General features: G+C 65.2%; 20 protein-coding genes. 14 read left to right on the top strand and 6 right to left on the bottom strand.

Annotated features, from left to right (window positions below; all coding sequences use genetic code 11):
• Positions 1–177: 177 nt before the first annotated feature.
• The 5 genes from glnT to ACFFJ6_RS03140 form a co-directional block, all read right to left on the bottom strand.
• Positions 178–1,476 (bottom strand): type III glutamate--ammonia ligase, encoded by a 1,299-nt coding sequence (glnT, locus tag ACFFJ6_RS03120; protein ID WP_378384250.1) that lies wholly within the window; start codon positions 1,474–1,476, stop codon positions 178–180.
• 33 nt (positions 1,477–1,509) lie between these two features.
• Complete coding sequence (locus tag ACFFJ6_RS03125; protein WP_378384252.1) at positions 1,510–2,835, bottom strand: FMN-binding glutamate synthase family protein; 1,326 nt, start codon at positions 2,833–2,835, stop codon at positions 1,510–1,512.
• A 12-nt stretch (positions 2,836–2,847) separates the two neighbouring features.
• Complete coding sequence (locus tag ACFFJ6_RS03130) at positions 2,848–3,534, bottom strand: GltB/FmdC/FwdC-like GXGXG domain-containing protein (protein WP_378384255.1); 687 nt, start codon at positions 3,532–3,534, stop codon at positions 2,848–2,850.
• Positions 3,534–4,430 (bottom strand): class II glutamine amidotransferase, encoded by an 897-nt coding sequence (locus tag ACFFJ6_RS03135; protein WP_378384258.1) that lies wholly within the window; start codon positions 4,428–4,430, stop codon positions 3,534–3,536. Before ACFFJ6_RS03135 ends, ACFFJ6_RS03130 begins: the two co-directional genes overlap by 1 nt.
• A gap of 208 nt (positions 4,431–4,638) precedes the next feature.
• Complete coding sequence (locus ACFFJ6_RS03140; protein WP_378384261.1) at positions 4,639–5,292, bottom strand: helix-turn-helix domain-containing protein; 654 nt, start codon at positions 5,290–5,292, stop codon at positions 4,639–4,641.
• A 438-nt stretch (positions 5,293–5,730) separates the two neighbouring features.
• On the opposite strand from ACFFJ6_RS03140, the gene ACFFJ6_RS03145 reads away from it, so the two are divergent.
• From ACFFJ6_RS03145 to ACFFJ6_RS03190, 10 genes are all read left to right on the top strand, one after another.
• Positions 5,731–7,047, top strand: a complete 1,317-nt coding sequence (locus ACFFJ6_RS03145) for a transporter substrate-binding domain-containing protein (RefSeq protein ID WP_378384263.1) — start codon at positions 5,731–5,733, stop codon at positions 7,045–7,047.
• A 133-nt stretch (positions 7,048–7,180) separates the two neighbouring features.
• Positions 7,181–8,083 (top strand): urea ABC transporter permease subunit UrtB, encoded by a 903-nt coding sequence (urtB, locus tag ACFFJ6_RS03150; protein WP_378384266.1) that lies wholly within the window; start codon positions 7,181–7,183, stop codon positions 8,081–8,083.
• 27 nt (positions 8,084–8,110) lie between these two features.
• Positions 8,111–9,217, top strand: coding sequence for an urea ABC transporter permease subunit UrtC (gene urtC, locus ACFFJ6_RS03155; protein ID WP_378384270.1), 1,107 nt, complete (start codon positions 8,111–8,113; stop codon positions 9,215–9,217).
• Positions 9,218–9,227: 10 nt separating this feature from the next.
• On the top strand, positions 9,228–9,968 hold the full coding sequence (gene urtD, locus ACFFJ6_RS03160; RefSeq protein ID WP_378384272.1) for an urea ABC transporter ATP-binding protein UrtD: 741 nt from the start codon (positions 9,228–9,230) through the stop codon (positions 9,966–9,968).
• Between the two features lie 2 nt (positions 9,969–9,970).
• Positions 9,971–10,669, top strand: a complete 699-nt coding sequence (gene urtE / locus ACFFJ6_RS03165; protein ID WP_378384274.1) for an urea ABC transporter ATP-binding subunit UrtE — start codon at positions 9,971–9,973, stop codon at positions 10,667–10,669.
• A 31-nt stretch (positions 10,670–10,700) separates the two neighbouring features.
• Entirely contained in the window at positions 10,701–11,141 is a 441-nt protein-coding gene (locus ACFFJ6_RS03170; protein WP_378384276.1) for a N,N-dimethylformamidase alpha subunit family protein, read from the top strand.
• A 49-nt stretch (positions 11,142–11,190) separates the two neighbouring features.
• Complete coding sequence (locus ACFFJ6_RS03175) at positions 11,191–13,590, top strand: N,N-dimethylformamidase beta subunit family domain-containing protein (protein WP_378384278.1); 2,400 nt, start codon at positions 11,191–11,193, stop codon at positions 13,588–13,590.
• A 54-nt stretch (positions 13,591–13,644) separates the two neighbouring features.
• Positions 13,645–14,688: a hypothetical protein gene (locus tag ACFFJ6_RS03180; RefSeq protein WP_378384280.1), complete on the top strand. Its 1,044-nt coding sequence runs from the start codon at positions 13,645–13,647 to the stop codon at positions 14,686–14,688.
• A gap of 2 nt (positions 14,689–14,690) precedes the next feature.
• Positions 14,691–14,996 (top strand): hypothetical protein, encoded by a 306-nt coding sequence (locus tag ACFFJ6_RS03185; protein ID WP_378384282.1) that lies wholly within the window; start codon positions 14,691–14,693, stop codon positions 14,994–14,996.
• Between the two features lie 179 nt (positions 14,997–15,175).
• Positions 15,176–15,832, top strand: a complete 657-nt coding sequence (locus ACFFJ6_RS03190; protein ID WP_378384284.1) for a tetratricopeptide repeat protein — start codon at positions 15,176–15,178, stop codon at positions 15,830–15,832.
• On the opposite strand, the gene ACFFJ6_RS03195 is transcribed toward ACFFJ6_RS03190, so the two are convergent.
• Positions 15,812–16,777 carry a GlxA family transcriptional regulator gene (locus tag ACFFJ6_RS03195; RefSeq protein ID WP_378384286.1) on the bottom strand — a complete coding sequence of 322 codons (966 nt, stop codon included), beginning with the start codon at positions 16,775–16,777 and terminating at the stop codon, positions 15,812–15,814. The two genes, ACFFJ6_RS03190 and ACFFJ6_RS03195, sit on opposite strands and share 21 nt — an antisense overlap.
• A gap of 82 nt (positions 16,778–16,859) precedes the next feature.
• Between ACFFJ6_RS03195 and ACFFJ6_RS03200 the strand changes: the two genes are divergently transcribed.
• The 4 genes from ACFFJ6_RS03200 to ACFFJ6_RS03215 are packed head-to-tail and all read left to right on the top strand — an operon-like array spanning position 16,860 to position 21,927.
• On the top strand, positions 16,860–18,110 hold the full coding sequence (locus ACFFJ6_RS03200) for a sarcosine oxidase subunit beta family protein (protein ID WP_378384288.1): 1,251 nt from the start codon (positions 16,860–16,862) through the stop codon (positions 18,108–18,110).
• A gap of 7 nt (positions 18,111–18,117) precedes the next feature.
• Complete coding sequence (locus ACFFJ6_RS03205) at positions 18,118–18,393, top strand: sarcosine oxidase subunit delta (RefSeq protein WP_378384290.1); 276 nt, start codon at positions 18,118–18,120, stop codon at positions 18,391–18,393.
• Positions 18,390–21,353, top strand: coding sequence for a sarcosine oxidase subunit alpha family protein (locus tag ACFFJ6_RS03210; RefSeq protein ID WP_378384292.1), 2,964 nt, complete (start codon positions 18,390–18,392; stop codon positions 21,351–21,353). The genes ACFFJ6_RS03205 and ACFFJ6_RS03210 overlap by 4 nt, the downstream gene beginning before the upstream one ends.
• Complete coding sequence (locus ACFFJ6_RS03215) at positions 21,346–21,927, top strand: sarcosine oxidase subunit gamma (protein ID WP_378384294.1); 582 nt, start codon at positions 21,346–21,348, stop codon at positions 21,925–21,927. Before ACFFJ6_RS03210 ends, ACFFJ6_RS03215 begins: the two co-directional genes overlap by 8 nt.
• Positions 21,928–21,980 lie beyond the last annotated feature (53 nt).

Genomic DNA, 21,980 nt, shown 5'->3' on the forward strand with positions numbered 1-21,980 from the left:
GCAAGCCGCATCGTTGAACGGTGACCTCCCGTCGCCGCGTCGTCATGGCCGGGCTTGTCCCGGCCATCCACGCCTTTTCTCAACGTTGGCTGCAAAGACGTGGATGCCCGGGACAAGCCCGGGCATGACGGCGTTATTCACGTGGCGGACGAGTATTCGATGCCGACCGTCAGATCGTCAGCAGTCCAGCGTCATGTCGCGTTCCCAGTCGGTGAGGTGGCGCGAGAAGTCGTTCCATTCCTGGTGCTTCAGCTTCAGATAGGCGGGCACGTACTCGCCGAGGCTGGTCTTGAGCAGCTCGGACGCCTCCAGCGCGCGCAGCGCGTCGAGCAGGTTCAGCGGCAGCCGCTTGGCGTCGGCGATCGTGTGGCCGTCCTGATACATGTTGATGTCGAGCCGCTTGCCAGGGTCGCGCTGACGCTCGATGCCGTCGAGGCCGGCAGCGAGGATGGCGGCCTGCATCGCGTAGGGATTGGCGGCGCCGTCGGCGAGGCGCAGTTCGAACCGTCCCGCTTCGGGGATTCGGATCATGTGGGTGCGGTTGTTGCCCGAATAGGTCACGGTGTTGGGTGACCAGGTCGCGCCCGACGTGGTGCGCGGCGCGTTGATGCGCTTGTAAGAGTTCACCGTGGGATTGAGGATCGAGGCGAGCGCATCGGCCGAATGGATGATGCCACCGATGAAGTAATAGCCGAGCGGCGAGACGCCGAGTTCGCCCTCTTCATCCTCGAACGCGTTCTTGCCGTCCTTCCACAGCGAGACGTGGACGTGGCAGCCGTTGCCGGTGAGATTGGAGAACGGCTTGGGCATGAAGGTCGCGCGCATGTCGTGCTTTTCGGCGATCGACTTGACCATGTATTTGAAGAAGGCGTGGCGATCGGCGGTCACCAGTGCGTCGTCGTAGTCCCAGTTCATCTCGAACTGGCCGTTGGCGTCCTCGTGGTCGGTCTGATAGGGGCGCCAGCCGAGTTGCAGCATGCCGTCGCTGATTTCGCGGACGACGTCGAAGCGCCGCATCAGGGCCGATTGATCGTAGCAGGGCTTGGGTTGACGGTCGGCGCCGTCCTTGATGCTCTGGCCGTCCGCGGCGATCAGGAAGAACTCACATTCGACGCCGCTTTTTAGCTGAAGTCCTTTCTCGGCGGCTTTCGCCTTGAGCTTCTTCAGCAGGTTGCGCGGCGCCTGGTCGACCGGCTTGCCGTTCATCCACAGATCTGCGGCAAGCCAGCCGACTTCCGGCTTCCACGGCAGCTGGATCAGGCTGTCGGGATCGGGAATGGCGAACAGATCGGGGTCCGCGGGAGTCATGTCCAGCCAGGTCGCGAAGCCGGCGAAGCCTGCGCCGTTCTTGGCCATCGTGGCGATCGCTTCTGCCGGCACCAGCTTGGAGCGCTGGGTGCCGAGCAGGTCCGTGAAGGATATCAGAAAGTACTTGATGTTCTTCTCTTTGGCGGCCGCTACGAGGTCGACGGTCATGGAGTCCTCTTGATCCTGAGCTGGGAGGCTTCGTCAGTAACGTTGTCCGGGAATCCAGTCGGTGCCGACCAGCGGCACGCGCGCGATCGCAGCCGCTTCGACCGTCAGGGCGACGAGGTCTTCGGGCTCGAGATTGTGAACGTGGCTCTTGCCGCAGGCACGCGCGATTGTCTGCGTCTCCAGCGTCAGCACCGACAGATAGTTCGCGAGGCGCCGGCCGGCGAGGATCGGGTCGAGCCGGCGCGCCAGCTCGGGGTCCTGTGTGGTGATGCCGGCCGGGTCGCGGCCCTCGTGCCAGTCGTCATAGGCGCCCGCATGGGTGCCGAGTGCTTCGTAATCCTTTTCCAGAGCCGGGCTGTTGTCGCCGAGCGCGATCAGCGCGGCGGTGCCGATCGCCACCGCGTCGGCGCCGAGCGCGAGCGCCTTGGCGATGTCGGCGCCGTTGCGGATACCGCCGGAGACGATCAGCTGCACCTTGCGGTGCATGCCGAGATCCTGCAGCGCCTCGACCGCCGGGCGGATCGCCGCGAGCGTCGGGATGCCGACGTTCTCGATGAACACTTCCTGAGTGGCGGCGGTGCCGCCCTGCATGCCGTCGATCACGATCACGTCGGCGCCGGACTTCACCGCCAGCGCCGTGTCGTAATACGGCCTGGAGGCGCCGACCTTCACATAGATCGGCTTCTCCCAGTCGGTGATCTCGCGCAACTCCTCGATCTTGATTTCGAGATCGTCGGGGCCGGTCCAGTCCGGATGGCGCGAGGCCGAGCGCTGATCGATGCCGGCCGGCAGCGTGCGCATGTGGCCGACGCGTTCGGAGATCTTCTGGCCGAGCAGCATGCCGCCGCCGCCGGGCTTGGCGCCCTGGCCGATCACGATCTCGATCGCATCGGCGCGGCGCAGATCGTCCGGGTTCATGCCGTAGCGCGACGGCAGGTACTGATAGATCAGCGTCTGCGAGTGACCGCGCTCTTCTTCGGTCATGCCGCCGTCGCCGGTGGTGGTACTGGTGCCGGCCAGCGTGGCGCCGCGGCCCAGCGCTTCCTTCGCGGCGCCCGACAGCGAGCCGAAGCTCATGCCGGCGATGGTGACGGGGATCTTCAGTTCGATCGGCTTCTTGGCGAAGCGGCTGCCGAGCACGACGCCGGTGCCGCACTTCTCGCGATAGCCTTCGAGCGGATAGCGCGACATCGAGGCGCCGAGAAACAGCAGGTCATCGAAATGCGGCAGCCGCCGCTTCGATCCGCCGCCGCGGATGTCGTAGATGCCGGTCGCCGCGGCGCGCTGGATTTCGGAGATGGTGTAGGGATCGAACGTCGCCGAAACCCGCGGGGTCGTGCGTGGAGGAGATGCAGACATCAAAAGTCCCCGTCAGTAGGAGGCGGCGTTGTCGACGTGGAAGTGGTAGAGTGTGCGCGCGGATCCATACATCCGGAAGTCGTCGACCTTGGCGTCGTCGAGCCCGGCGCGGCCGAGTAGCGCGGCGAGCCGCTCGCGGTCGGTTTCTTCCATCGGCTTTTCGATGCAGTCGGCGCCGAGGCTCTTGACCTGACCGCGGACGAAGATCGTCGCTTCGTAGATCGAGTCGCCCAGCGCTTCGCCGGCATTGCCCAGCACCACGAGGTTGCCGGCCTGCGCCATGAAGGCGCTCATCGAGCCGATCGAACCTTTGACCAGAATGTCGATGCCCTTCATCGAAATGCCGCAGCGCGCCGAGGCGTCGCCGTCGATGATCAAGAGGCCGCCGCGGCCGGTGGCGCCGGCGGATTGGCTGGCGTCGCCCATCACATGCACGGTGCCGGACATCATGTTCTCGGCGACGCCGGTGCCGGCATTGCCGTGAATCCGCACGCTGGCGTATTTGTTCATGCCGGCGCAGTAGTAGCCGACATGGCCCTTGATATCGACTTCGATCGGCACGTTGAGGCCGGCGCCGATGGCGTGCTTGCCTTGCGGGTTGTCGATTTCCCACGCGGTCTGGTTGGTGTCCGGCGTGAGGCGATGGAGCGCTGCGTTCAGCTCGCGCACGGAGCTGACGGCGAGGTCACAGGTCGGCATTACGAACGTTCCCAGGCATAGACGGTGGCGGGCTCGGGCTCGAACACCCGGGCCTTCTCGATCGCGGGCAGCACCGACAGCGCGCGATATTCGGAGCCGAACGCGACGTAGTCGTCGGATTCGGCCATGATGGCGGGCTTGCAGGCGATCGGATCGCGCAGCACGGCGAAGCCGTCGCGGGTGCCCACCACGAAAGTGAAGAAGCCGTCGAGATCCTTCAGGCTGGAGGTCAGCGACTGCTTCAGGCTGTCGCCCTGATTCATCCGCCAGGTCAGGTAGCCGGCGGCGACCTCCGAGTCGTTCTGCGTCGCGAAGCTCATGCCCTCGCGTACCAGCGTCCGGCGGATGCTGTTGTGGTTGGACAGCGAGCCGTTGTGCACCAGGCACTGATCCTCGCCGGTCGAGAACGGATGCGCGCCGTTGATGGTCACCGCCGACTCGGTCGCCATGCGGGTGTGGCCGATGCCGTGGCTGCCGCTCATCGACGGCAGCGCGAATTCGTTGACGACGTGCTCCGGCAGGCCGACGTCTTTGTAGATCTCCATATGGGTGCCGACGCTGACGAGCTGCACCTTGCCGGCGTTGGCCTTGACCCATTGCAGCGCCTTGGCTTCGGCGTCGCGCGGCAGCCGCGCCACGATGTGGTTAGCGCGAACGGTGAGATCGACCGGGCGCCCCAGCGCGGCCGAAAATTCTTGCGCCAGCGCGTCGGTGGCGCCGACGTCCTCGGCGCGCAACGTCAGCTTGACCTCATCGGTGCTGCCGGCGCCGTACACCGCGACGCCGGCGCTGTCCGGGCCGCGCGCCGACATCGTCACCAGCATTTTCGACAGCATCGCGCCGAGTTGCGGCTCGAGCGCCCTGTTCTTGAGGAAAAGTCCGACGATTCCGCACATGCGCTGACTCCGTTGTTGGAGTCAGCATATTCACGGACAAATCAGTTCGTCAACTCTGGAGAACGTAAGTTTCCTGATAAGAAATTAGCCAGTCCGCCCGAATTGGTGGCGCAGGCTTTGTTCCCCGCGCCCCGGATAGAGTCGCCAAGGCGGCTTGCCGTCTTCCCCTGAAGCCGGGCGCGGCGGCCGACGTTCACCAAGACGGCCGTCAGCTTCGCGGATAAACGATGATCGACAAATAGGTCATCGGCAGTTTCACCAACGTTTCCGGGCCGTGAAGGGCGCCTGAATCGAACAGCATGGAGTCACCGGGGCGCAGCCGATAGGAATTGTCGCCGTGGCGATAGATCACCTCTCCTGTCAGCATGTAGATGAACTCCATGCCAGCGTGCTGGAAGGCGGTGTAGGTGGTGGCGCCTTCCTGCAGCGAGATGAGATAGGGCTCGACCACGACGTCGCCGCCGATGACGTGGCCGAGCAGCTGATAGTGGTGGCCGGCCTTCGAGCCTCGGCGCTCGATCGCCACGCCCTGTTTGGCGCGCACGAAGGAGCAGTCGCGCCGTTGCTCCGAAGCGGCGAACAGCAGGCTGAGCGGCACGTTCAGGGCGCCGGCGATGGACTGCAACGTCGATAAAGACGGCGAAATCTGGCCGTTTTCGATCTTCGACAACATGCCGGCCGAGATCTTCGAGGCGCCGGAGAGGTCCGAGACCGAGAGGTCCCGCTCACGGCGGATCGCGCGGATCTTGGCGCCGAGGGCACGCTCGAGGCTGCGCTCGCCGTCCTGCGGCGCGCTCGACCCGGTGCGATAGTCGGGTGAGCCGCGGCCCGGCTCGGCCGGCTTGGCTTCGCTCTTCTTCATTGCGGGGAAATTCCTTATCAAACGAGGCTGTTGGTTCATCAATATCCCGCACGCAGGCGCGGTTTCAACCGATCAATCCCGGGCGGAGAAGCGGGACGAGGCGGATTTGAGCGAACTCTCGCGACAGCTTTAACGGAACGTCGGACAAATCGCGCCTGCGCTCGCCAGCAAGCGCTGCTCGCCGCGCGAATGGTGAAATCGGTTCATCTGCATAAGCACGAAGCGCGAGTGCCTTCCGACTTATCAGTTCCTTGCTAATTCACTGCGCATCAGCAGAACGCTCGTTCTCTGCGCCGACACCATGGCGCGGCATTCATCGAAGCCCGCCGAAAGTGTTGACTCTCAGTGCATAAAGTTAACTCTTGAGAATGGATCGCCCTTCGATATCGTCCGGAAACTAGATTTCGTGGTGAGAAAACACCTCCTGGAGGGGATCGAATGCGAACTAGTCGGCGATCATTTCTGAAAACTACTGCGCTCGGGGCGGGTGCGGCTATCGCGGCTCCCTACGCTTTCGTGCGGACAATCGACCAGGCGTGGGGCGCCCAGTCGTGGATCAAGAAAGGTGAGCCGATCAAGGTCGGGTTGCTGTTCTCGCTGTCCGGTGGCCTCGCCGTGCCCGAGGAAGACTCCACCCTGGTGATGCAATACGCGATCGACGAGATCAACAAGGCCGGCGGCATCGCCGGCATGCCGATCGAGCCGGTGATCGTCGACGCCAAGTCGGATTTCAAGGTCTATTCCGAGAAGACCAAGGAACTGATCCTGCGCAACAAGGTGGTGTCGATCTTCGGCTGCTACACTTCGGCGAGCCGCAAGGCGATCCTGCCGACCGTGATGGCGCAGGATCATCTACTCTACTATCCGACCTGCTACGAAGGCGCCGAATGCACGCAGAACACCATCTGCACCGGCCCGTTGGCGAACCAGCATTCCAAGGACCTCATTCCCTACATGGTCCAGCAGTTCGGCAAGAAGGTGTTCTTCGTCGGCTCCAACTACGTGTGGCCGAAGGAATCCAACAAGAACGCCAAGATCTGGCTGGAGAAGGCCGGCGGCGAGTTGCTCGGCGAAGAGTACATCCCGCTCGGCAGCTCCGAATTCGGCCCGGTGCTGAACAAGATCCGCGACGCCAAGCCGAATTTCATCTTTTCGACCGTGGTGGGTGCGTCCGACATCGCGTTCCACAAGCAGTTCAAGCAGGAAGGCTTCAAGGTCGACTCGATGCCGATCGCCTCGCTCACCACCGGTGAGATCGAGACGCGCGCGATGGGCAACGAATTCGGTGCCGGCCACTTCCTCTCTGCCCCGTATTTCCAGGCGCTGGACAACCCGACCAACCACAAATTCGTCGAGGGGTTCCTCAAGAGCAAGTACGGCAAGAACGGCACCACCCATTACAACATGGAGGAGACCTATCTCTCCGCCTATGTGTTCAAGGCCGGGCTCGAGAAGACCATCGCGGCGGTCGGCGTTGAAGGTGTCACGCCCCGCGCGATCCGCGATCACTCCGGCGGCGTGAAGGTCGAGGACAACATCTCGCCCGAGGGGCTGATCTGGATCGACGATCAGAACTTCAACACCTGGCTGAAGCCAAAGATCGGCCAGTGCCAGGCCGACGGCAGCTTCAAGATCGTCAAGGCCGCCGAGGAGCAGGTCGCCCCGGACCCGTACTCGATCTATCCGGACATCGGCAAATGCACCGCCGACGGCCTTAAGGGACCGGACGGCAAGCTACGCAAGAGCGTGATCTGACGACGGTCAGCCAGCGTTCGATCCGCGCTGATAGCGGGGACGACCGGGCTCTGCCTGCTCTCACCGCTTCCTCCGACAACGCGCGACGGCGATCCCGCCTTCGCCGAACCCTGCCGCATGACCTGGAGCGAAAATGGCCGTTGGATCGTTCTTTGGCTCGTTCGACTGGAACGCCTTCATCAACGCGCTGATCCTCGGCGTCTCGATCGCCAGCATCTGGCTGATCGCGGCGCTCGGCCTGACCATCATCTACGGCACTGCCGGCGTCATCAACATGGCGCATGGCGAGTTCATCATGCTCGGCGCCTACAGCTCCTACATGCTGCAGAACTATTTCGGACTGCCATTCTTCCTGTGCGTGCCGGCAGCATTCGTGATCGTCGCTTTGGTCGGGCTGATCCTGGAACGCGGGCTGATCCGCTATCTCTACAAGCGCCCGCTCGACACGCTGCTGGCGACCTTCGGCGTGTCGCTGGTGCTGATGCAGGGCGTGCGGCTGATCTTCGGCAGCGATCCAAAATATCTCGCGGTGCCGCCGATCTTCACCAGCAATTTCCAGCTCGGCTTCGTCAACATCTCCGCCTTTCGCGTCATCGTGCTCGGCATCACCATCGCGCTGGTGGTGGCGCTGTGGGCGCTGTTCTACCGCACCCGGTTTGGCGTGCAGGTCCGCGCCGTGATGCAGGACAAGGAGATGGCGGCGTCGTTCGGCATCAACTCCGACCGCGTCTACATGCTGACCTTCGCGATCGGCGCCGGGCTGGCCGGCATCGCCGGCTCGCTGTTCGGCGTCCTCAACATCGTGCTGCCGACAATGGGCACCGGCTACGTAGTCCAGGCATTTCTGGTGGTCGTGGTCGGCGGCGGCACGCTGGCCGGCAGCGTGATCGCCGGCGGAGCGACGGGCGAGCTGCAGTCGATCTTCGCCTATTTCACCAACGACACCTTCGCCCGTTTCGTTCTGTACGTGCTGATCGTCGTGTTCCTGCGTATTCGACCGCAGGGCCTGTTCGCACCATCGGCCAAGCGACGTTAGCCCCTTCGAGCGATCAGCGAGGCGACAATGAACATCTATCACAACGTCAAGGCGCAGTGGCTGGCCTATGCGGTGTTCTTCGCGGCGCTCGCGGTGGTGCCGATGCTAGTCAGCGACTCCTTCCTGCTGAACCAGTTCGCCACCTATGGGGTGTTCGGGCTGCTGGCGCTGTCGATCAGCCTGTGCTGGGGCTTCGGCGGCATCCTCAATCTGGGGCAGGGCATTCCGTTCGGGCTCGCTGCCTACGGCATGGCGATGACCATGCAGATGCAGACGCAGGACGCGGCCAACCCGCTGCCGCCGTTCATGCTCAACAACAGCCTCGATCATCTGCCGATGTTCTGGGAGCCGTTCCGCAACACCACGCTCGGCATCATCCTGTCGCTGATCGTGCCGACGCTGTTCTGCGCCATCTTCGGCGGCCTGATGTTTCGCGCCCGCGTTTCCGGCCCATTCTTCGCCATTATGACGCTGGCGATGCTGAGCGCGTGGTACACGCTGATCCTCGACGTCCAGCCCTATACCAACGGCGCCAACGGAATCACGCCGCCGTCGCCGCTTAAGCTCGGGGACATCGTCGTCGATCCGTACAGCCCGGCGGCCTACTGGACCGTGCTGGTGTTGCTGGCGGTCGCGACGATCGCCGCCAAGCTGATGACGCTGAGCCGCTTCGGCCTGGTGGTGCAGGCGGTGCGCGGCGATGCGGAGCGGGTGCGGTTTCTCGGCTACAACGTCGCCGGCTACGAGACGCTGGTCTACACCATTGCCGGCTTCATCGCCGCGGTCGCCGGCTGCTGCTGGGTGATGCTGACGCAGTACGTCTCGCCGTCGCAGTTCGACACCACCTTCAGCCTGTCGATGGTGATCTGGGCCGGCATCGGCGGGCGGCTGTCGCTGCTCGGCGCAATCGTCGGCGCGTTCCTGATCCAGGGCGCGCAGAGCTATCTCGGCGACACCTTCCTCAACACCTGGCTGCTGGTGCTCGGCGGCTTCTTCATCCTGGTGGTGCGCTTCCTGCCGAAGGGGCTTGCCGGCCTGGTCGAGAGCGCGCTCGGCAAGCTGTCGCGGCGGCACGATCGTGACGACGGCAACGGGGTCGCTGCGTCGCGCCTCGTTCCGCAACCCGGCGAATGAGGGGGCGACGATGAGCTTTCTCGAAATCCGAAATCTCAGCAAGAGCTTCGATACCACGAAGGTGATCAACGATTTCAGCATCGAGATCGTCGAGGCGACGCTGTGCTGCCTGGTCGGGCCGAACGGCGCCGGCAAGACCACCACGATGGACCTGATCACCGGGCGACAGAAGCCGACCTCCGGGCAGATTCTGTTCTGCAACGACGACATCACCGGGCTCGACGAGCACGAGATCGCGCGCCGTGGTATCGGCCGCAAATTTCAGGTGCCCGCGGTGTTTCGCGATCTCACCGTGCGGCAGAATCTCGAAGTCGCCTACAGCAAGAGCACCAGCCCCATCAAGAACATGTTCCGGTTTCGCTCGTCCGGCTTCGCGCAGAAGCTCGACGAGGTGGCGGCGCTCGCGGGCCTGTCTGAGCGCCTCGGCACCGAGGCCGGCATTCTCTCTCACGGCGAGACCCAGTGGCTCGAGATCGGCATGGTGCTGATGCAGGACCCGCGGCTGCTGCTGCTCGACGAGCCGGTCGCCGGCATGACCGAGGCCGAGATCGAGAAGACGGTGCAGATCTTCAAGGGCCTGAAGGCGACCAACACGCTGGTGGTGGTCGAGCACGACATGGCGTTCGTGCGCGAGATCGCCGACGTCGTCACCGTGATGCACATGGGCACCCTGCTGGCGCACGGGCCGATCGCGGAGATCGAGGCGAATGCGCGCGTCCGCGAAGTCTATCTCGGCGACGCGGAGGCCTGATCATGCTGCTCGCGATGGACAACGTCACTTCGTATTACGGCAAGACGCCGATCCTGAAGCAGTTCTCGTTCGGTCTCGAGGAGGGCAAGTGCCTGTGCGTGCTCGGCCGCAACGGCGTCGGCAAGACCACCTTGATGCGCACCATCATGGGGCTGACCGATCGTTCCACCGGCGCGATCGCCATCAATGGCGCGGACATCAGCGCGGCGCAGACCTACGATCGCGCCAAGCTCGGCATCGGCTATGTGCCGCAGGGCCGCGGCATCCTGTCGGAATTCACCGTGCGCGAGAACATCCTGCTCGGCACCTTCGCGCGGCCGGACAGCGACGGCCAGATCCCGGAGATCTGCCTGCGGCTGTTTCCATATCTGAAAGCCAATCTCGACCGTCGCGCCGGGCTGCTCTCCGGGGGCCAGAAGCAGCAGCTCGCGATCGCGCGCGCGCTCGCAGTCGATCCCAAGGTGTTGCTGCTGGACGAGCCGACCGAAGGCATTCAGCCCAACATCGTCCACGAGATCGGCGAAACCCTGATGATGCTGAACAAGGAGCTCGGCATCACGCTGCTGCTTACCGAGCAGCACATCAAGGTCGCGCGCCGGCTCGGCGATGATTTCCTGATGATCGACAATGGCCGCGTCGTCGCCACCGGCGCGATCGGCGATCTCGACGACGCGCTGATCCACAAGCATCTGACGATCTGATCAAGCAACAACCGCACACAGGAGGATTACGATGATTCCCATTCCTCGCAAGAACACCGCCGACGCCGAGCGGATGATGAAGGTGCACAAGGAGTGCATCGACTCGATGAAGGGCGTCGCCGGCAACAGCGTGCTGAAATGCGCCACGCCGGGCGACACGACGACGGTCACCGGCGGCATCCATGAAGACTTCCAGCTCAACCGTGTGCTGCTGCGGATGCGCGCCGCGCCCGCCAAGGGCAAGCTCGTGGTTGTCTGCACCAAGGTCGAGAAAGAGTGGCGGATCGCGCGGCTCAGCGGCATCCGCGGCGTGCCGCCGGAGTTCGTCACCGACAAGGTCTACGATAACGAGCAGGACCCGCAGCACGACATCTTCGTGATGCGGCTCGACGAATTCGCCGAGACCGACGGCTTCCCCGAGCACTTCCGCGAAGGCTGGAAGCGCCGCGACGATTTCTGGACCGTCACCTGATCCTTCGCACACCGCCGTCAGGCGCTCGCACCCCTTCGAGGAAGCTGCCATGAGTTGGATGAAGATTACCGGATACGCCGACAAGTTCAGCGTGCACCCCGGCAACACCATCAAGTTCTTCGTCAATTGCGACGGCCCCGCCGAGTATCAGGCCGAACTCGTCAAGATGATCCACGGCGACACCAATCCGCGCGGCCCCGGCTTCATCGAGGAGCCGATCAAGGCGGACTTCAACGGCACCTACAAGGGTGCGAAACAGGAGATCTATTCGGGCTCCTACGGTTTCATCGTCGACAAGCCGCAGTTCCAGGTTGAAAGCGTTACGCTGCAATGCTGGATCTGGCCGACCACGCCGAAGACGCATCCGAAATACTGGAAGCACGGCGCCCAGGGCCTGGTGACCAAGTGGCTCGACGGCAAGGGCTACGGCCTGTTCCTCAACGAAGACGGCTGCATCGAACTCCGAATTAACGATCAGGTCATCACCACCGGCGCGCCGGTGCGCGACCACGCCTGGCACTTCGTCGCCGCCAGCTTCGACGCCGCGACCGGCGAGGCGACGCTGTATCACGAGCCACAGGTGGTCTACGCGCTCGATCCGGAAATCCCGCCGGTCACCAAAAAGCTTGCCACCAAGCTCGCCTATACGCCTGGCACGCCGACCGTGGTCGCGGGCTATTGCGGTAGCATCACGGATGCGCCGGTCGCCAAGGCCTCGGTGCCGCCCGGCATCCTGATCAAGGGCCATTATAATGGCAAGATCGACAGCCCGCGGATTTCCAGCAAGGCGCTGACCCGGCTCGAGATCGAGACGATGAAGCAGGGCGCGCAGCCGGGCCTGTCCGAACGCCGCAACTCCGGCCCGACCGGCAAACTGTCCGAGACCATCGTCGCCGCCTGGGAATTCTCCGACGGCATCAACACCATCATTGGCAAGGACAAGGGCCCGTATCTCTTCGACCTCACCATCGTCAATTGCCCGACCCGGGCGATGACCGGCTACAACTGGCAGGGTCAGGTGTTCGATTGGAAGTCGGCGCCCGAGCAATACGGCGCGATCCACTTCCACGACGACGACATCGACGACGCACGCTGGCAGACCAGCTTCGAGTGGACCGTCCCCGAAGGCACCAGCAGCAAGTTCTACGCGGCGAAGCTGACCTCGAAGGACGGCGACGAGGACTACATCCCGTTCTGGGTGGTGCCACGCGTCGGTCAGGAGCAGTCCAAGATCGCCTTCATGGTGCCGACGATCAGCTACATGGCCTATGCCAACGAGCATCTCGCCAACAACGCCGGCGGCGCGGAGCTGCTGGTGTATCGCGTGCCGATCATGCAGCAGCAGAACATGTTCCTGTCGGAGCACCGCGAATACGGCGGCTCGATTTACGACACCCACACCGACGGCAGTGGCCTGTGTCTGTCGTCGCGGCTGCGCCCGATCCTGAGCATCCGGCCGAAATACGATCACTTCCTGGCGCAGGCGCCGTGGCAATACCCAGCCGACCTGCACATGATCTACTGGCTCGAGAAGATGGGCTACGAATACGATGTCATCACCGACGAGGACGTCACCTATGACGGCCTTGCCCGGTTGGAAAACTACAACGTCGTGATCTCCGGCTCGCACCCGGAGCACAACAGTGGCCCGCAGCTCGATGCGCTGCACAACTACATGCAGCGCGGCGGCCGCTTCATGTATATGGGCGCCGACGGCTGGTACTGGGTCCACTCCTATCACCCGGCCTACAACGATCGCGGCCGCGGCGTGGTCACCGAGATGCGGCGTTGCGAATCCGGTATCCGCACCTGGCGTGCCGATCCCGGCGAATACTATCATCAAGGCACGGGCGAACTCGGCGGCATGTGGCGGTTCCGCGGCCGCTATCTGCACACCATCGCCGGCACCGGCATGTCGTCGGAAGGCTTCGACATCTCGACCTACTATTCGCGTACGCCGGAGAGCAACGACGCCCGCGTGGCGTGGGCGTTCGAGGGCATCGATTACGACGAGAAGCTCGGCAATTTCGGCCTCGTCGGCGGTGGTGCCGCCGGCACCGAACTCGATATCGTCGACACCATGCTGGGCAGCCCGCCGCACACGCTCGTGGTCGCGACCTCGGCCGGCCGCCACACCGAAGGCTATCTGCTGGTGATGGAAGACTACGGCTTCAACCAGCAGGGCCTCGACGGCACCCAGCATCCGCGGGTCCGCTCCGACATCGCCTATCACGAGACGCCGAACGGCGGCGCCTCGTTCGCGTTCTCGTCGATCGCGTTCTGCGGCGCGCTGCCCTGGAACAACGGCGACAACAACATCTCCAAGCTAGTCGGCAATGTGCTGAACCGCTTCATGCAGGACGGCCCGCTGCCAACGCCGAGCCCCGAAGCGATCGTACATCGCGGCCGTGCCGACTACGATCAGCCGATGAACAAGGCGCGGAAGTAATAGACCAAGGCGTCCGCCGCGAGGCGGGCGCCTTTCTCATCTTGCGAGGCGGCCATGCTTGCACATCCAGACCTTGGCTTCGTCGACGGCGGCATCGATTTCCTGCGCGCCGATCTTTACGCATCGTGCCGGACGCGCTTCGGCGTCGCCACCACGCTGCTCCGCCAAGCCTATTCGTCGCTGGTGTTTCAGGAACTGGAGAATGAAAAGGTCTGGACGCGCGACTGGGTCTGTGTCGGGACGGCCGCCGAGATTCCGGACTCCGGCGATCTGCTGCCCTACACGGTCGGCAATCACGCCATCCACGTCCAGCGGCTGGCCGCAGGCGGGCTGATCGGACGGTTCAACAAGGCCCAGCACGGCGGCTGCCGTCAGGTCCCAGCACAGTGCCGCACCGGGCGCAAGACCAAATGCTCCTACACCTCCTGCGGCCACAGCCGCGACCGCGGCGTAATCGAAGGCGCAGTGCTGTCGGGCGAGATGACGCCGCAGGCCGGGCAGTATCTCGGTGTCAATCCGGACCGGCTGCTGCCGATCAGCATCAAACGGCTGGGGCCGTTCCTCTATGTCAACGTCGATCCGGCGCGGGGCGCCGCCGCGGAACTGCCGCCGGTGGAAGGCGCGATCGAGCGCAACGCGTTGCGTGTCGCGGGGCAATGGCGCGAGGTTCACGCCAACTGGAAGCTTGCCGGCGCGGCGCTGGTCGACACCGCGCGGTCGCATGCCGACGGCGGCGGCGCCAGCAATTACGTCTCGGCCGAATGGCACTTTCCAAATCTGGTCATCATCAAGTCGCGCCGCGCCGCGCTCGCCATCGTGCTGCAACCGACCGGCTTCGATCAGGCGCTGCTACGGCTGTCGGTGTTTACCCATGAGCAATCGGCCGATGCGGCGTGCGACAGCCTGCTTGCGCTGGTCGATCGTGCGGCTGCCGTCGCGGTGGTGAAACACGAGGAATTCTCGCGACCGGCGGTGGCCGAGATTACCGAGACGTCACGCGCCGCCTGGAAATTCAACCAGCATCTGATCGACCGCATCGCCGCGCAGCATCCGGTGTACTGGAACGCGCCGCTGATGCAGGCGCGGCTGGGGCGCTGACCATGGTGTTCAGCGTGCAGCAGGTGAAGTACGAGTTCCTGGCCTACATCAAGGAGTTCGATCCGACGTTTGCGAACTGGTACGTCGGCCTCGCGGACGAGCCGAAACGCGCGCTGATGGACCAGCACGGCGTCCGCGACGCCGAGGACCCGTGGCTCTACAAGCAGCTTCTGACCAATCGCGCCGCCCGCACCGTGAAGGACTATTTCGTCGGCCATCTCGGCACCGCGGGCGATCGCGACACACCGCAGTCGGAGGATTTCGACTGCGTGTATTTGTACAAGAAGGCGGAGCATACGAAGCCGTAGTGACTGTCCGCGAATGCGGTCTATCCGGTGTGAGTTGTGCTAACAACGCGTCATGCCCGGCCTTGTGCCGGGCATCCACGCCTTGCGGCGGTGGACAGTGAAAAGACGTGGATGGCCGGGACGAGCCCGGCCATGACGACGAGGGAATAGCGGGGCGTTACTTCAGAGAGGAGAGAGTCATGCAGGTCCAGGACGGCGAGCGCGCGTATCTCGACAAGGACTTCGAGCGGGCGAAGACGATCTGGGAGCCGCTGGCGGAACAGGGCGATGCCGAGGCGGAGGCGTGGCTCGGCGCGCTGTATGCCAACGGGCTCGGTGTCGAGCGGGACGTGTCGCGGGCCTTCGCCTACTATCTGCGCTCGGCCGAGCACGGCAATCCGCTCGCCGCCAATAATGTCGGGGCGATGTACGCCAAGGGCGAGGGCGTTGCGGCCGATCCGGCGAACGGCGCGGCCTGGTTCCTGCGTGCCGCCGAAACGGGCGACGCGCTCGGGCAGTTCAATTACGCGGTGGTGTTGACCAAGGGCATGGGGGTTGCGCCGAACCTCGCCGAGGCGGTGACCTGGTATCAGCGCGCCGCGGAGGGTGGGCATTACCCGTCGCAGGCCCGGCTCGGCTACTGCTACGCCAAGGGGCTCGGCACCAAGGTCGATCCGGTCGAGGCGTTCGTCTGGCTGACGCTGGCGAGCCGGCATGGTGTCGGCCTGGCGATGGCCGAGCTGGAAGAGCTGGTGCGCGGCATGTCGGCGGAGCAGAAGGCGCAGGCGCAGCAGCAGCTCGCCGCGCGCGACCAGGCGATGCGCCGTGGCGTCGCCTCAGAGGTTACGGTCGGCTGACGGCGTGCGCCCGTAGCGCTGTCTGTAGACGCGGGAGAAGTGTGCCGGGCTGATAAAGCCGCAATCGGTGCCGATCTGCGTTACCGGCAGGGAAGTCTGCCGGAGTAGGATCCGCGCGCGCTGCAGGCGGATCCTCAGGTAGTGCCGCTCGATGCTGGTGCCGAGTTGCGTGGCGAACAGCCGCTCGAGCTGGCGTAGCGACACCTTTGCGGCCCGGGCGATGTCGCTACGGCTCGCGGGTTCGCGCAGCCGGCGCTCCATCAGCTCGATCGCCGCGGCGACGCCGGGATGGCCGAGCCGGCCACGGTCGCGCGCCGCCTGGCGCTGGCTGGAATCGCCGAGTCGGACGTTGGTTTGCAGAAACCAGTCGCTGACCTTGGACGCCAGCTCCGGCCCATGGTCGCGGCGGATCAGCGCCTGCATCATGTCGAGGCCGGCCACACCGCCGCCGCAAGTCAGCCGCTCGCGATCGATCTCGAACAGGTTGCGGGTCAGGTCGAGATGCGCGAATGCCTCGGCGAAGGCGGGCGCGTGCTCCCAGTGAATCGTGCAGCGATAGCCGTCCAGCACCTCGGCGCGCGCCAGAACATACGGCCCGCCAGAGATGCCGCCGATCGCCACGCCGCGCCGCGCCAGCGCGCGCAGCCAAACCATCGTCCGCCGATCGGAGAATTTGGTCGGGTTGCCGCCGGCACAGACCATCACGATGTCGAACGGCTGCGCGTCTGCGATCGAACAATCCGGCGTGATCGACAGGCCGCTCGACGCGCCGATCGGCTCGCCGTCGATCGAGACGTGAAACCATTGATACAGCGGCCGCCCCGAAATCGCGTTGGCGGCGCGCAGCGGCTCGACCGCCGAGGCGAACGACATCAGCGCGAAGCCGTCGATCAGCAGGAAGCCGACGCGAGTGGGGCGGGTGGTGTCGGGCGAGGTAAGGGGCAATGGCGCTTCTGGGCAAGGAGATGGCGCTGTCAGTCTAGTGCCGGTTTACGCCCTGCGCCACAGTGACGGCGAAGGATCGCCCATGCGCTATTCGCTGTTCTCGCTGCTCGCCAACACGCTCAAAGGCCATTCCGGCTGGCAGCCGACCTGGCGCGACGCCGCGCCGAAGCCGGCCTACGACGTCGTTATCATCGGCGGCGGCGGTCATGGTCTGTCAACCGCTTACTATCTCGCCAGCCGCTACGGCGTGCGCAATGTCGCGGTGCTGGAAAAGGGCTGGATCGGCGGCGGCAATATGGGCCGCAACACCACCATCATCCGCTCCAACTATCTGTTGCCCGGCAACATCCCGCTCTACGAGCTGTCGATGAAGCTGTGGGAGGGGCTGGAGCAGGACTTCAACTACAACGCCATGGTCAGCCAGCGCGGCGTGCTGAACCTGTATCATTCCGACGCCCAGCGCGACGCCTATGTTCGCCGCGGCAACGCGATGCGACTTCACGGCGTCGACGCCGAACTGCTCGATCGCGAGGGCGTCCGCAAGTTGTATCCGTTTCTGAACTACGATCAGGCGCGGTTTCCGATTCAAGGCGGCCTGTTGCAGGCGCGCGGTGGCACCGCGCGGCACGACGCGGTCGCCTGGGGCTTCGCTCGCGGCGCATCCGACCGCGGCGTCGATATCGTGCAGAATTGCGAAGTCACCGGCATCACCATGGCGGGCGGCCGCGTCACCGGGGTCGAGACCACGCGTGGTCCGATCGCGGCGGGCAAAGTCGGCATCGCGGTCGCGGGCAGCAGCTCGAAGGTCGCCGCGATGGCGGGGATGCGGCTGCCGATCGAATCCTTCGTGCTGCAGGCGATGGTGTCGGAAGGGCTGAAGCCGATCATCCCCGGCGTCATCACTTTCGGCGCCGGACATTTCTACATCAGCCAGTCCGACAAGGGCGGGCTGGTGTTCGGCGGCGATCTCGACGGCTACAACTCCTATGCGCAGCGCGGCAATTTGCCGACCGTCGAGGATATCTGCGAGGGCGGCATGGCGCTGATGCCGGCGATCGGCCGCGCCCGCATCCTGCGGACATGGGCGGGTCTGTGCGACATGTCGATGGATGGCTCGCCGATCATCGACCGTACGCCGACGCAAAATCTCTATCTCAACGCCGGCTGGAACTATGGCGGCTTCAAAGCAACGCCGGGTTCCGGCCTGGTGTTCGCGCATCTGATCGCCCGCGACGAGCCGCATCCCGCCGCCACCGAGCTGCGGCTCGATCGCTTCGCGCGCGGCGCGGTGATCGACGAAAAGGGCCAGGGCGCCCAACCGAATCTGCATTGAGGGCGCCATGAGAATTCCCTGCCCCTATTGCGGTTCGCGCGATGTGTCCGAGTTCAGCTACATAGGTGATGCGGCGCCGCAACGGCCCGATCCGGCCGGCGAGCCGGCAGCGGTCGAAGCCGCGTTCTTCGACTATGTCTATTTGCGCGATAATCCGGCCGGGCCGCATCGCGGCCTCTGGTATCATGGCTCAGGCTGCCGCAGCTGGCTGGTGGTGACGCGCAATCCGTCGACGCACGAGATCCTCGACGTCGCGCTGGCCGCGAAGGAGCCGCGGTCATGAGCGCGCCAGCACGCCTCAGTGGTGGCCTGATCGACCGTAGCAAGCCGCTGCGCTTCAGCTTCGACGGCAAATCGATGACGGGCTTTGCCGGCGATACGCTGGCCTCGGCGCTGGTCGCCGGCGGCACGCGGCTGGTCGGTCGCTCTTTCAAATATCATCGTCCGCGCGGCATCTTTACCGCCGGGCCCGAAGAACCGAACGCGCTGGTGGAACTGCGCAGTGGCGCGCGGCGTGAGCCGAACACCAAGGCGACCACGATCGAGCTGTATGACGGGCTTGAAGCGCACAGCCAGAACCGCTGGCCGTCGCTCGCGTTCGACCTGCGCGCGGTGCATCAGCTCGCCTCGCCGCTGATCGTCGCCGGCTTCTACTACAAGACCTTCATGTGGCCGGCGTCGTTCTGGGAGAAATTGTACGAGCCGGCGATCCGGCGCTCCGCCGGCCTCGGCAGCCTCAGCGGCGAACCGGATCCTGACGCTTATGAGAAGGCGACGGCGTTCTGCGATCTGCTGATCATCGGTGCAGGCCCCGCGGGTCTCGCGGCTGCGCTCGCGGCCGGCCGTGCCGGCGCGCGCGTGATCCTGGTCGAGGACGATTTTGCGCTCGGCGGCCGGTTGTTGTCCGAGGTCTGCGAGATCGACGGCACGCCGGGCGCACTGTGGGCGCAGCAGGCTGAGGCCGAGCTTGCATCGCTGAGCAACGTCCGCATCCTGCGCCGCGCCAGCGTGTTCGGAATTTATGACGACGAAGTCGGCGTGCTCGAACGCGTCGCTGATCATCTGCCGGTGCCGCCGGCGTTCACGCCGCGGCAGCGGCTGTGGAAGATCGTGCCGCGCGAGACGCTGCTCGCGACCGGCGCGATCGAGCGGCCGATCGTGTTCGGCGGCAACGATCGCCCCGGCGTGATGCTGGCCTCCGCGGCGCGGACCTACGTTAACCGCTTCGCCGCCGCGCCGGGCCAGCGCGCGGTGGTGTTTACCTCGAGCGACGACGGCTGGCGCAGCGTCGCCGACCTGACGCGCGCCGGTGTCGGCATCGCCGCAGTGGTCGATCCGCGCCGCGAAGTCGCTCCGGCCGTGCGTGCGCTGGCCGGGAACGTGCCGGTGCATCTCGGCGCCAGCGTCACCGATGCGATCGGCGGTCAGCGGCTGAAGGCCGTCGAGGTCGCTGCCGCGGACGGCAGGCGCCATACATGCGAGGCCGATCTGCTGACCGTCTCGGGCGGCTGGAATCCGAACATCGCACTCGCCACCCATCTCGGCGGCAAGGGCGAGTGGCGAGACGATGTTGCGGCGTTCGTCGCCTCCGGTGTTCCAAAGGGCATGACGCTCGCAGGGGCTGCTGCCGGTCGCTTCACGCTGGCGCAGGCGCTGGAGGATGGCGCACGCTGGGGCGTCGAGGCGGCCACGCGTATGGGCCATGCTAGCAGTGCGCAGACGCCTTATCGCGCCAGCGACGAAGCGTTCGCGGTGTCACCGCTCTGGCAGGTCGCCGGGGCGCGCCGCAAGGCGTTCGTCGATCTGCAGAACGACGTCACCGCCGACGACATTGCGATCTCGGCCCGCGAAGGTTTTCGCTCGGTCGAGCATCTCAAGCGCTACACCACGCTCGGCATGGCGACCGACCAGGGCAAGACCTCGAACGTCAACGGCCTGGCGATGATGGCGGCGCTGACCGGCCGCGATATCGCGGCGACCGGCACCACGCGCGCGCGGCCGCCGCAGGTGCCGGTGGCGATCGCCGCGTTCGGCGGGCTGTCTACGGGCAAGCATTTCAAGCCGACGCGGCTCACCGCAAGTCATGACTGGGCGACCGAGCAGGGCGCCAGCTTCGTCGAGACCGGGCAGTGGCTGCGCGCGCAGTGGTTCGCTAAGCCCGGCGAAACCGATTGGCTGCAAAGCGTGGTACGCGAAGTCAACGCCGTGCGCAGCGCGGTCGGGATCTGCGACGTCTCGACGCTCGGCAAGATCGCGCTGTGCGGCGCCGACGTCGGCACTTTCCTCGATCGCGTTTACATCAACACCTTCTCGACGCTGCCGGTCGGCAAGGTGCGCTACGGCGTGATGCTGCGCGAGGACGGCTTCGTGATGGACGACGGCACCACCGCGCGGCTCGCCGACGATCATTACGTGATGTCGACCACCACGGCGAACGCCGTGAAGGTGATGCAGCATCTGGAATTCTGCCATCAGGTGCTGTGGCCCGAACTCGACGTGCAGATGGTCTCGGTCACCGAGCAATGGGCGCAGGTTTCGGTTGCCGGTCCAAACTCGCGGGCGCTGCTGCAGAAGCTGTTCGGCGCCGCCGCAGATCTGTCCGATGCGGCGTTTCCCTATATGGCTTGCGGGGAATTCCGTCTCGGCAACGTCCCGGCGCGACTGTTTCGGATCTCGTTCTCCGGCGAACTCGCCTATGAGATCGCAGTGCCGGCCGGCTACGGCGATGCGCTGATGCGCGCGCTGATGCAAGCCGGTGACGGCCTCGGTGTGGTGCCGTACGGCACCGAGGCGCTCGGCGTGATGCGGATCGAGAAGGGCCACGCCGCGGGCAACGAACTCAGCGGCCAGACCGTCGCGCGCGATCTCGGCATGGGCCGGATGATGTCGACCAAGAAGGACTTTGTCGGCCGGGTGATGGCCGGGCGGCCGGCGCTGACCGATCCGCAGCGGCCGACGCTGATCGGCCTGCGTCCGGTCGATCGCGCGACGCGGCTGCGCAACGGCGCGCATTTGTTCACGCCGGGCGTGACGCCGTCGCCGGAGACCGATCAGGGTTACGTCACCTCGTCGGCGTTCAGCCCGTCGCTGGGCCACTGGATTGCGCTGGCCCTGCTGGTGCGCGGCCCGGAGCGGATCGGCGAACGCATCCGCGTCTATGATCCGATCCGCAGCGAAGACTACGAAGCCGAGATCGTGTCGCCAGTGTTTGTCGATCCGGACGGAGGGCGGCTGCGTGGCTGAGCTGATGTATCAGAGCCCCTGGCGGGCGTTCGCACCACGCGGCAGCGGCGCCGGCGTCATTGCGACGCCGATCGAACGCCGCGGCATCGCGGCCGTGATGGCGCGCAAAGGGCGGTTCGCCGATCTGGCAGCGCGTGTGCAGGTCGACTACGGCGTCACCCTGCAGGATGCGCCGAAGCGCGTCAGCGGCGAGCGCGTCGCCTTCATCGGAGTCGGCCCCGGCAAATGGCTGGCCGTCTCGCAGCGCACGGAGCCTGGTTTCCTCGCGGTGCTGGCCGCGCAGCTCGACGGACTCGCTTCCGTCGTCGAGCAGTCGGACGGCCTCGCGGTGCTGCATTTGTCCGGGCCGGCATTGCCGTCCCTACTGGAAAAAGGCTTCCAGATCGATTGCGCGGCGTTGGGCGACGACGGTGCCGCGGTCACCAGCGTTCACCACGTTGGAGTGACGATCTGGGCAACCGGCGATGGCGACGTTGCGATTGCGGTGGCGCGCAGCCTGGTCGGCGGCCTGCTGCATTGGCTCGATGCGTCTGCAGCCATTTACGGCCTCGCGGTGGTGCCCGAGCGAGGTTGAAGCCTTTCGCCTGTCTCGACGTCTGACACGGCGCGGATGAGCCGCGCCTTCTC

Source organism: Rhodopseudomonas telluris, from assembly GCF_042432815.1.
GTDB lineage: Bacteria > Pseudomonadota > Alphaproteobacteria > Rhizobiales > Xanthobacteraceae > Rhodopseudomonas > Rhodopseudomonas telluris.

Excerpts from the sequence above, each read along its gene's own strand:
- glnT (WP_378384250.1), bottom strand. The coding sequence starts at position 1,476 with ATGACCGTCGACCTCGTAGCGGCCGCCAAAGAGAAGAACATCAAGTAC.
- ACFFJ6_RS03210 (WP_378384292.1), top strand. The coding sequence starts at position 18,390 with ATGAGCGCGCCAGCACGCCTCAGTGGTGGCCTGATCGACCGTAGCAAG.
- ACFFJ6_RS03145 (WP_378384263.1), top strand. The coding sequence starts at position 5,731 with ATGCGAACTAGTCGGCGATCATTTCTGAAAACTACTGCGCTCGGGGCG.
- ACFFJ6_RS03205 (WP_378384290.1), top strand. The coding sequence starts at position 18,118 with ATGAGAATTCCCTGCCCCTATTGCGGTTCGCGCGATGTGTCCGAGTTC.
- ACFFJ6_RS03190 (WP_378384284.1), top strand. The coding sequence starts at position 15,176 with ATGCAGGTCCAGGACGGCGAGCGCGCGTATCTCGACAAGGACTTCGAG.
- ACFFJ6_RS03170 (WP_378384276.1), top strand. The coding sequence starts at position 10,701 with ATGATTCCCATTCCTCGCAAGAACACCGCCGACGCCGAGCGGATGATG.
- ACFFJ6_RS03135 (WP_378384258.1), bottom strand. The coding sequence starts at position 4,430 with ATGTGCGGAATCGTCGGACTTTTCCTCAAGAACAGGGCGCTCGAGCCG.
- ACFFJ6_RS03185 (WP_378384282.1), top strand. The coding sequence starts at position 14,691 with ATGGTGTTCAGCGTGCAGCAGGTGAAGTACGAGTTCCTGGCCTACATC.
- urtB (WP_378384266.1), top strand. The coding sequence starts at position 7,181 with ATGGCCGTTGGATCGTTCTTTGGCTCGTTCGACTGGAACGCCTTCATC.
- ACFFJ6_RS03175 (WP_378384278.1), top strand. The coding sequence starts at position 11,191 with ATGAGTTGGATGAAGATTACCGGATACGCCGACAAGTTCAGCGTGCAC.
- ACFFJ6_RS03140 (WP_378384261.1), bottom strand. The coding sequence starts at position 5,292 with ATGAAGAAGAGCGAAGCCAAGCCGGCCGAGCCGGGCCGCGGCTCACCC.
- urtE (WP_378384274.1), top strand. The coding sequence starts at position 9,971 with ATGCTGCTCGCGATGGACAACGTCACTTCGTATTACGGCAAGACGCCG.
- urtC (WP_378384270.1), top strand. The coding sequence starts at position 8,111 with ATGAACATCTATCACAACGTCAAGGCGCAGTGGCTGGCCTATGCGGTG.
- ACFFJ6_RS03180 (WP_378384280.1), top strand. The coding sequence starts at position 13,645 with ATGCTTGCACATCCAGACCTTGGCTTCGTCGACGGCGGCATCGATTTC.
- ACFFJ6_RS03130 (WP_378384255.1), bottom strand. The coding sequence starts at position 3,534 with ATGCCGACCTGTGACCTCGCCGTCAGCTCCGTGCGCGAGCTGAACGCA.
- urtD (WP_378384272.1), top strand. The coding sequence starts at position 9,228 with ATGAGCTTTCTCGAAATCCGAAATCTCAGCAAGAGCTTCGATACCACG.
- ACFFJ6_RS03125 (WP_378384252.1), bottom strand. The coding sequence starts at position 2,835 with ATGTCTGCATCTCCTCCACGCACGACCCCGCGGGTTTCGGCGACGTTC.
- ACFFJ6_RS03200 (WP_378384288.1), top strand. The coding sequence starts at position 16,860 with ATGCGCTATTCGCTGTTCTCGCTGCTCGCCAACACGCTCAAAGGCCAT.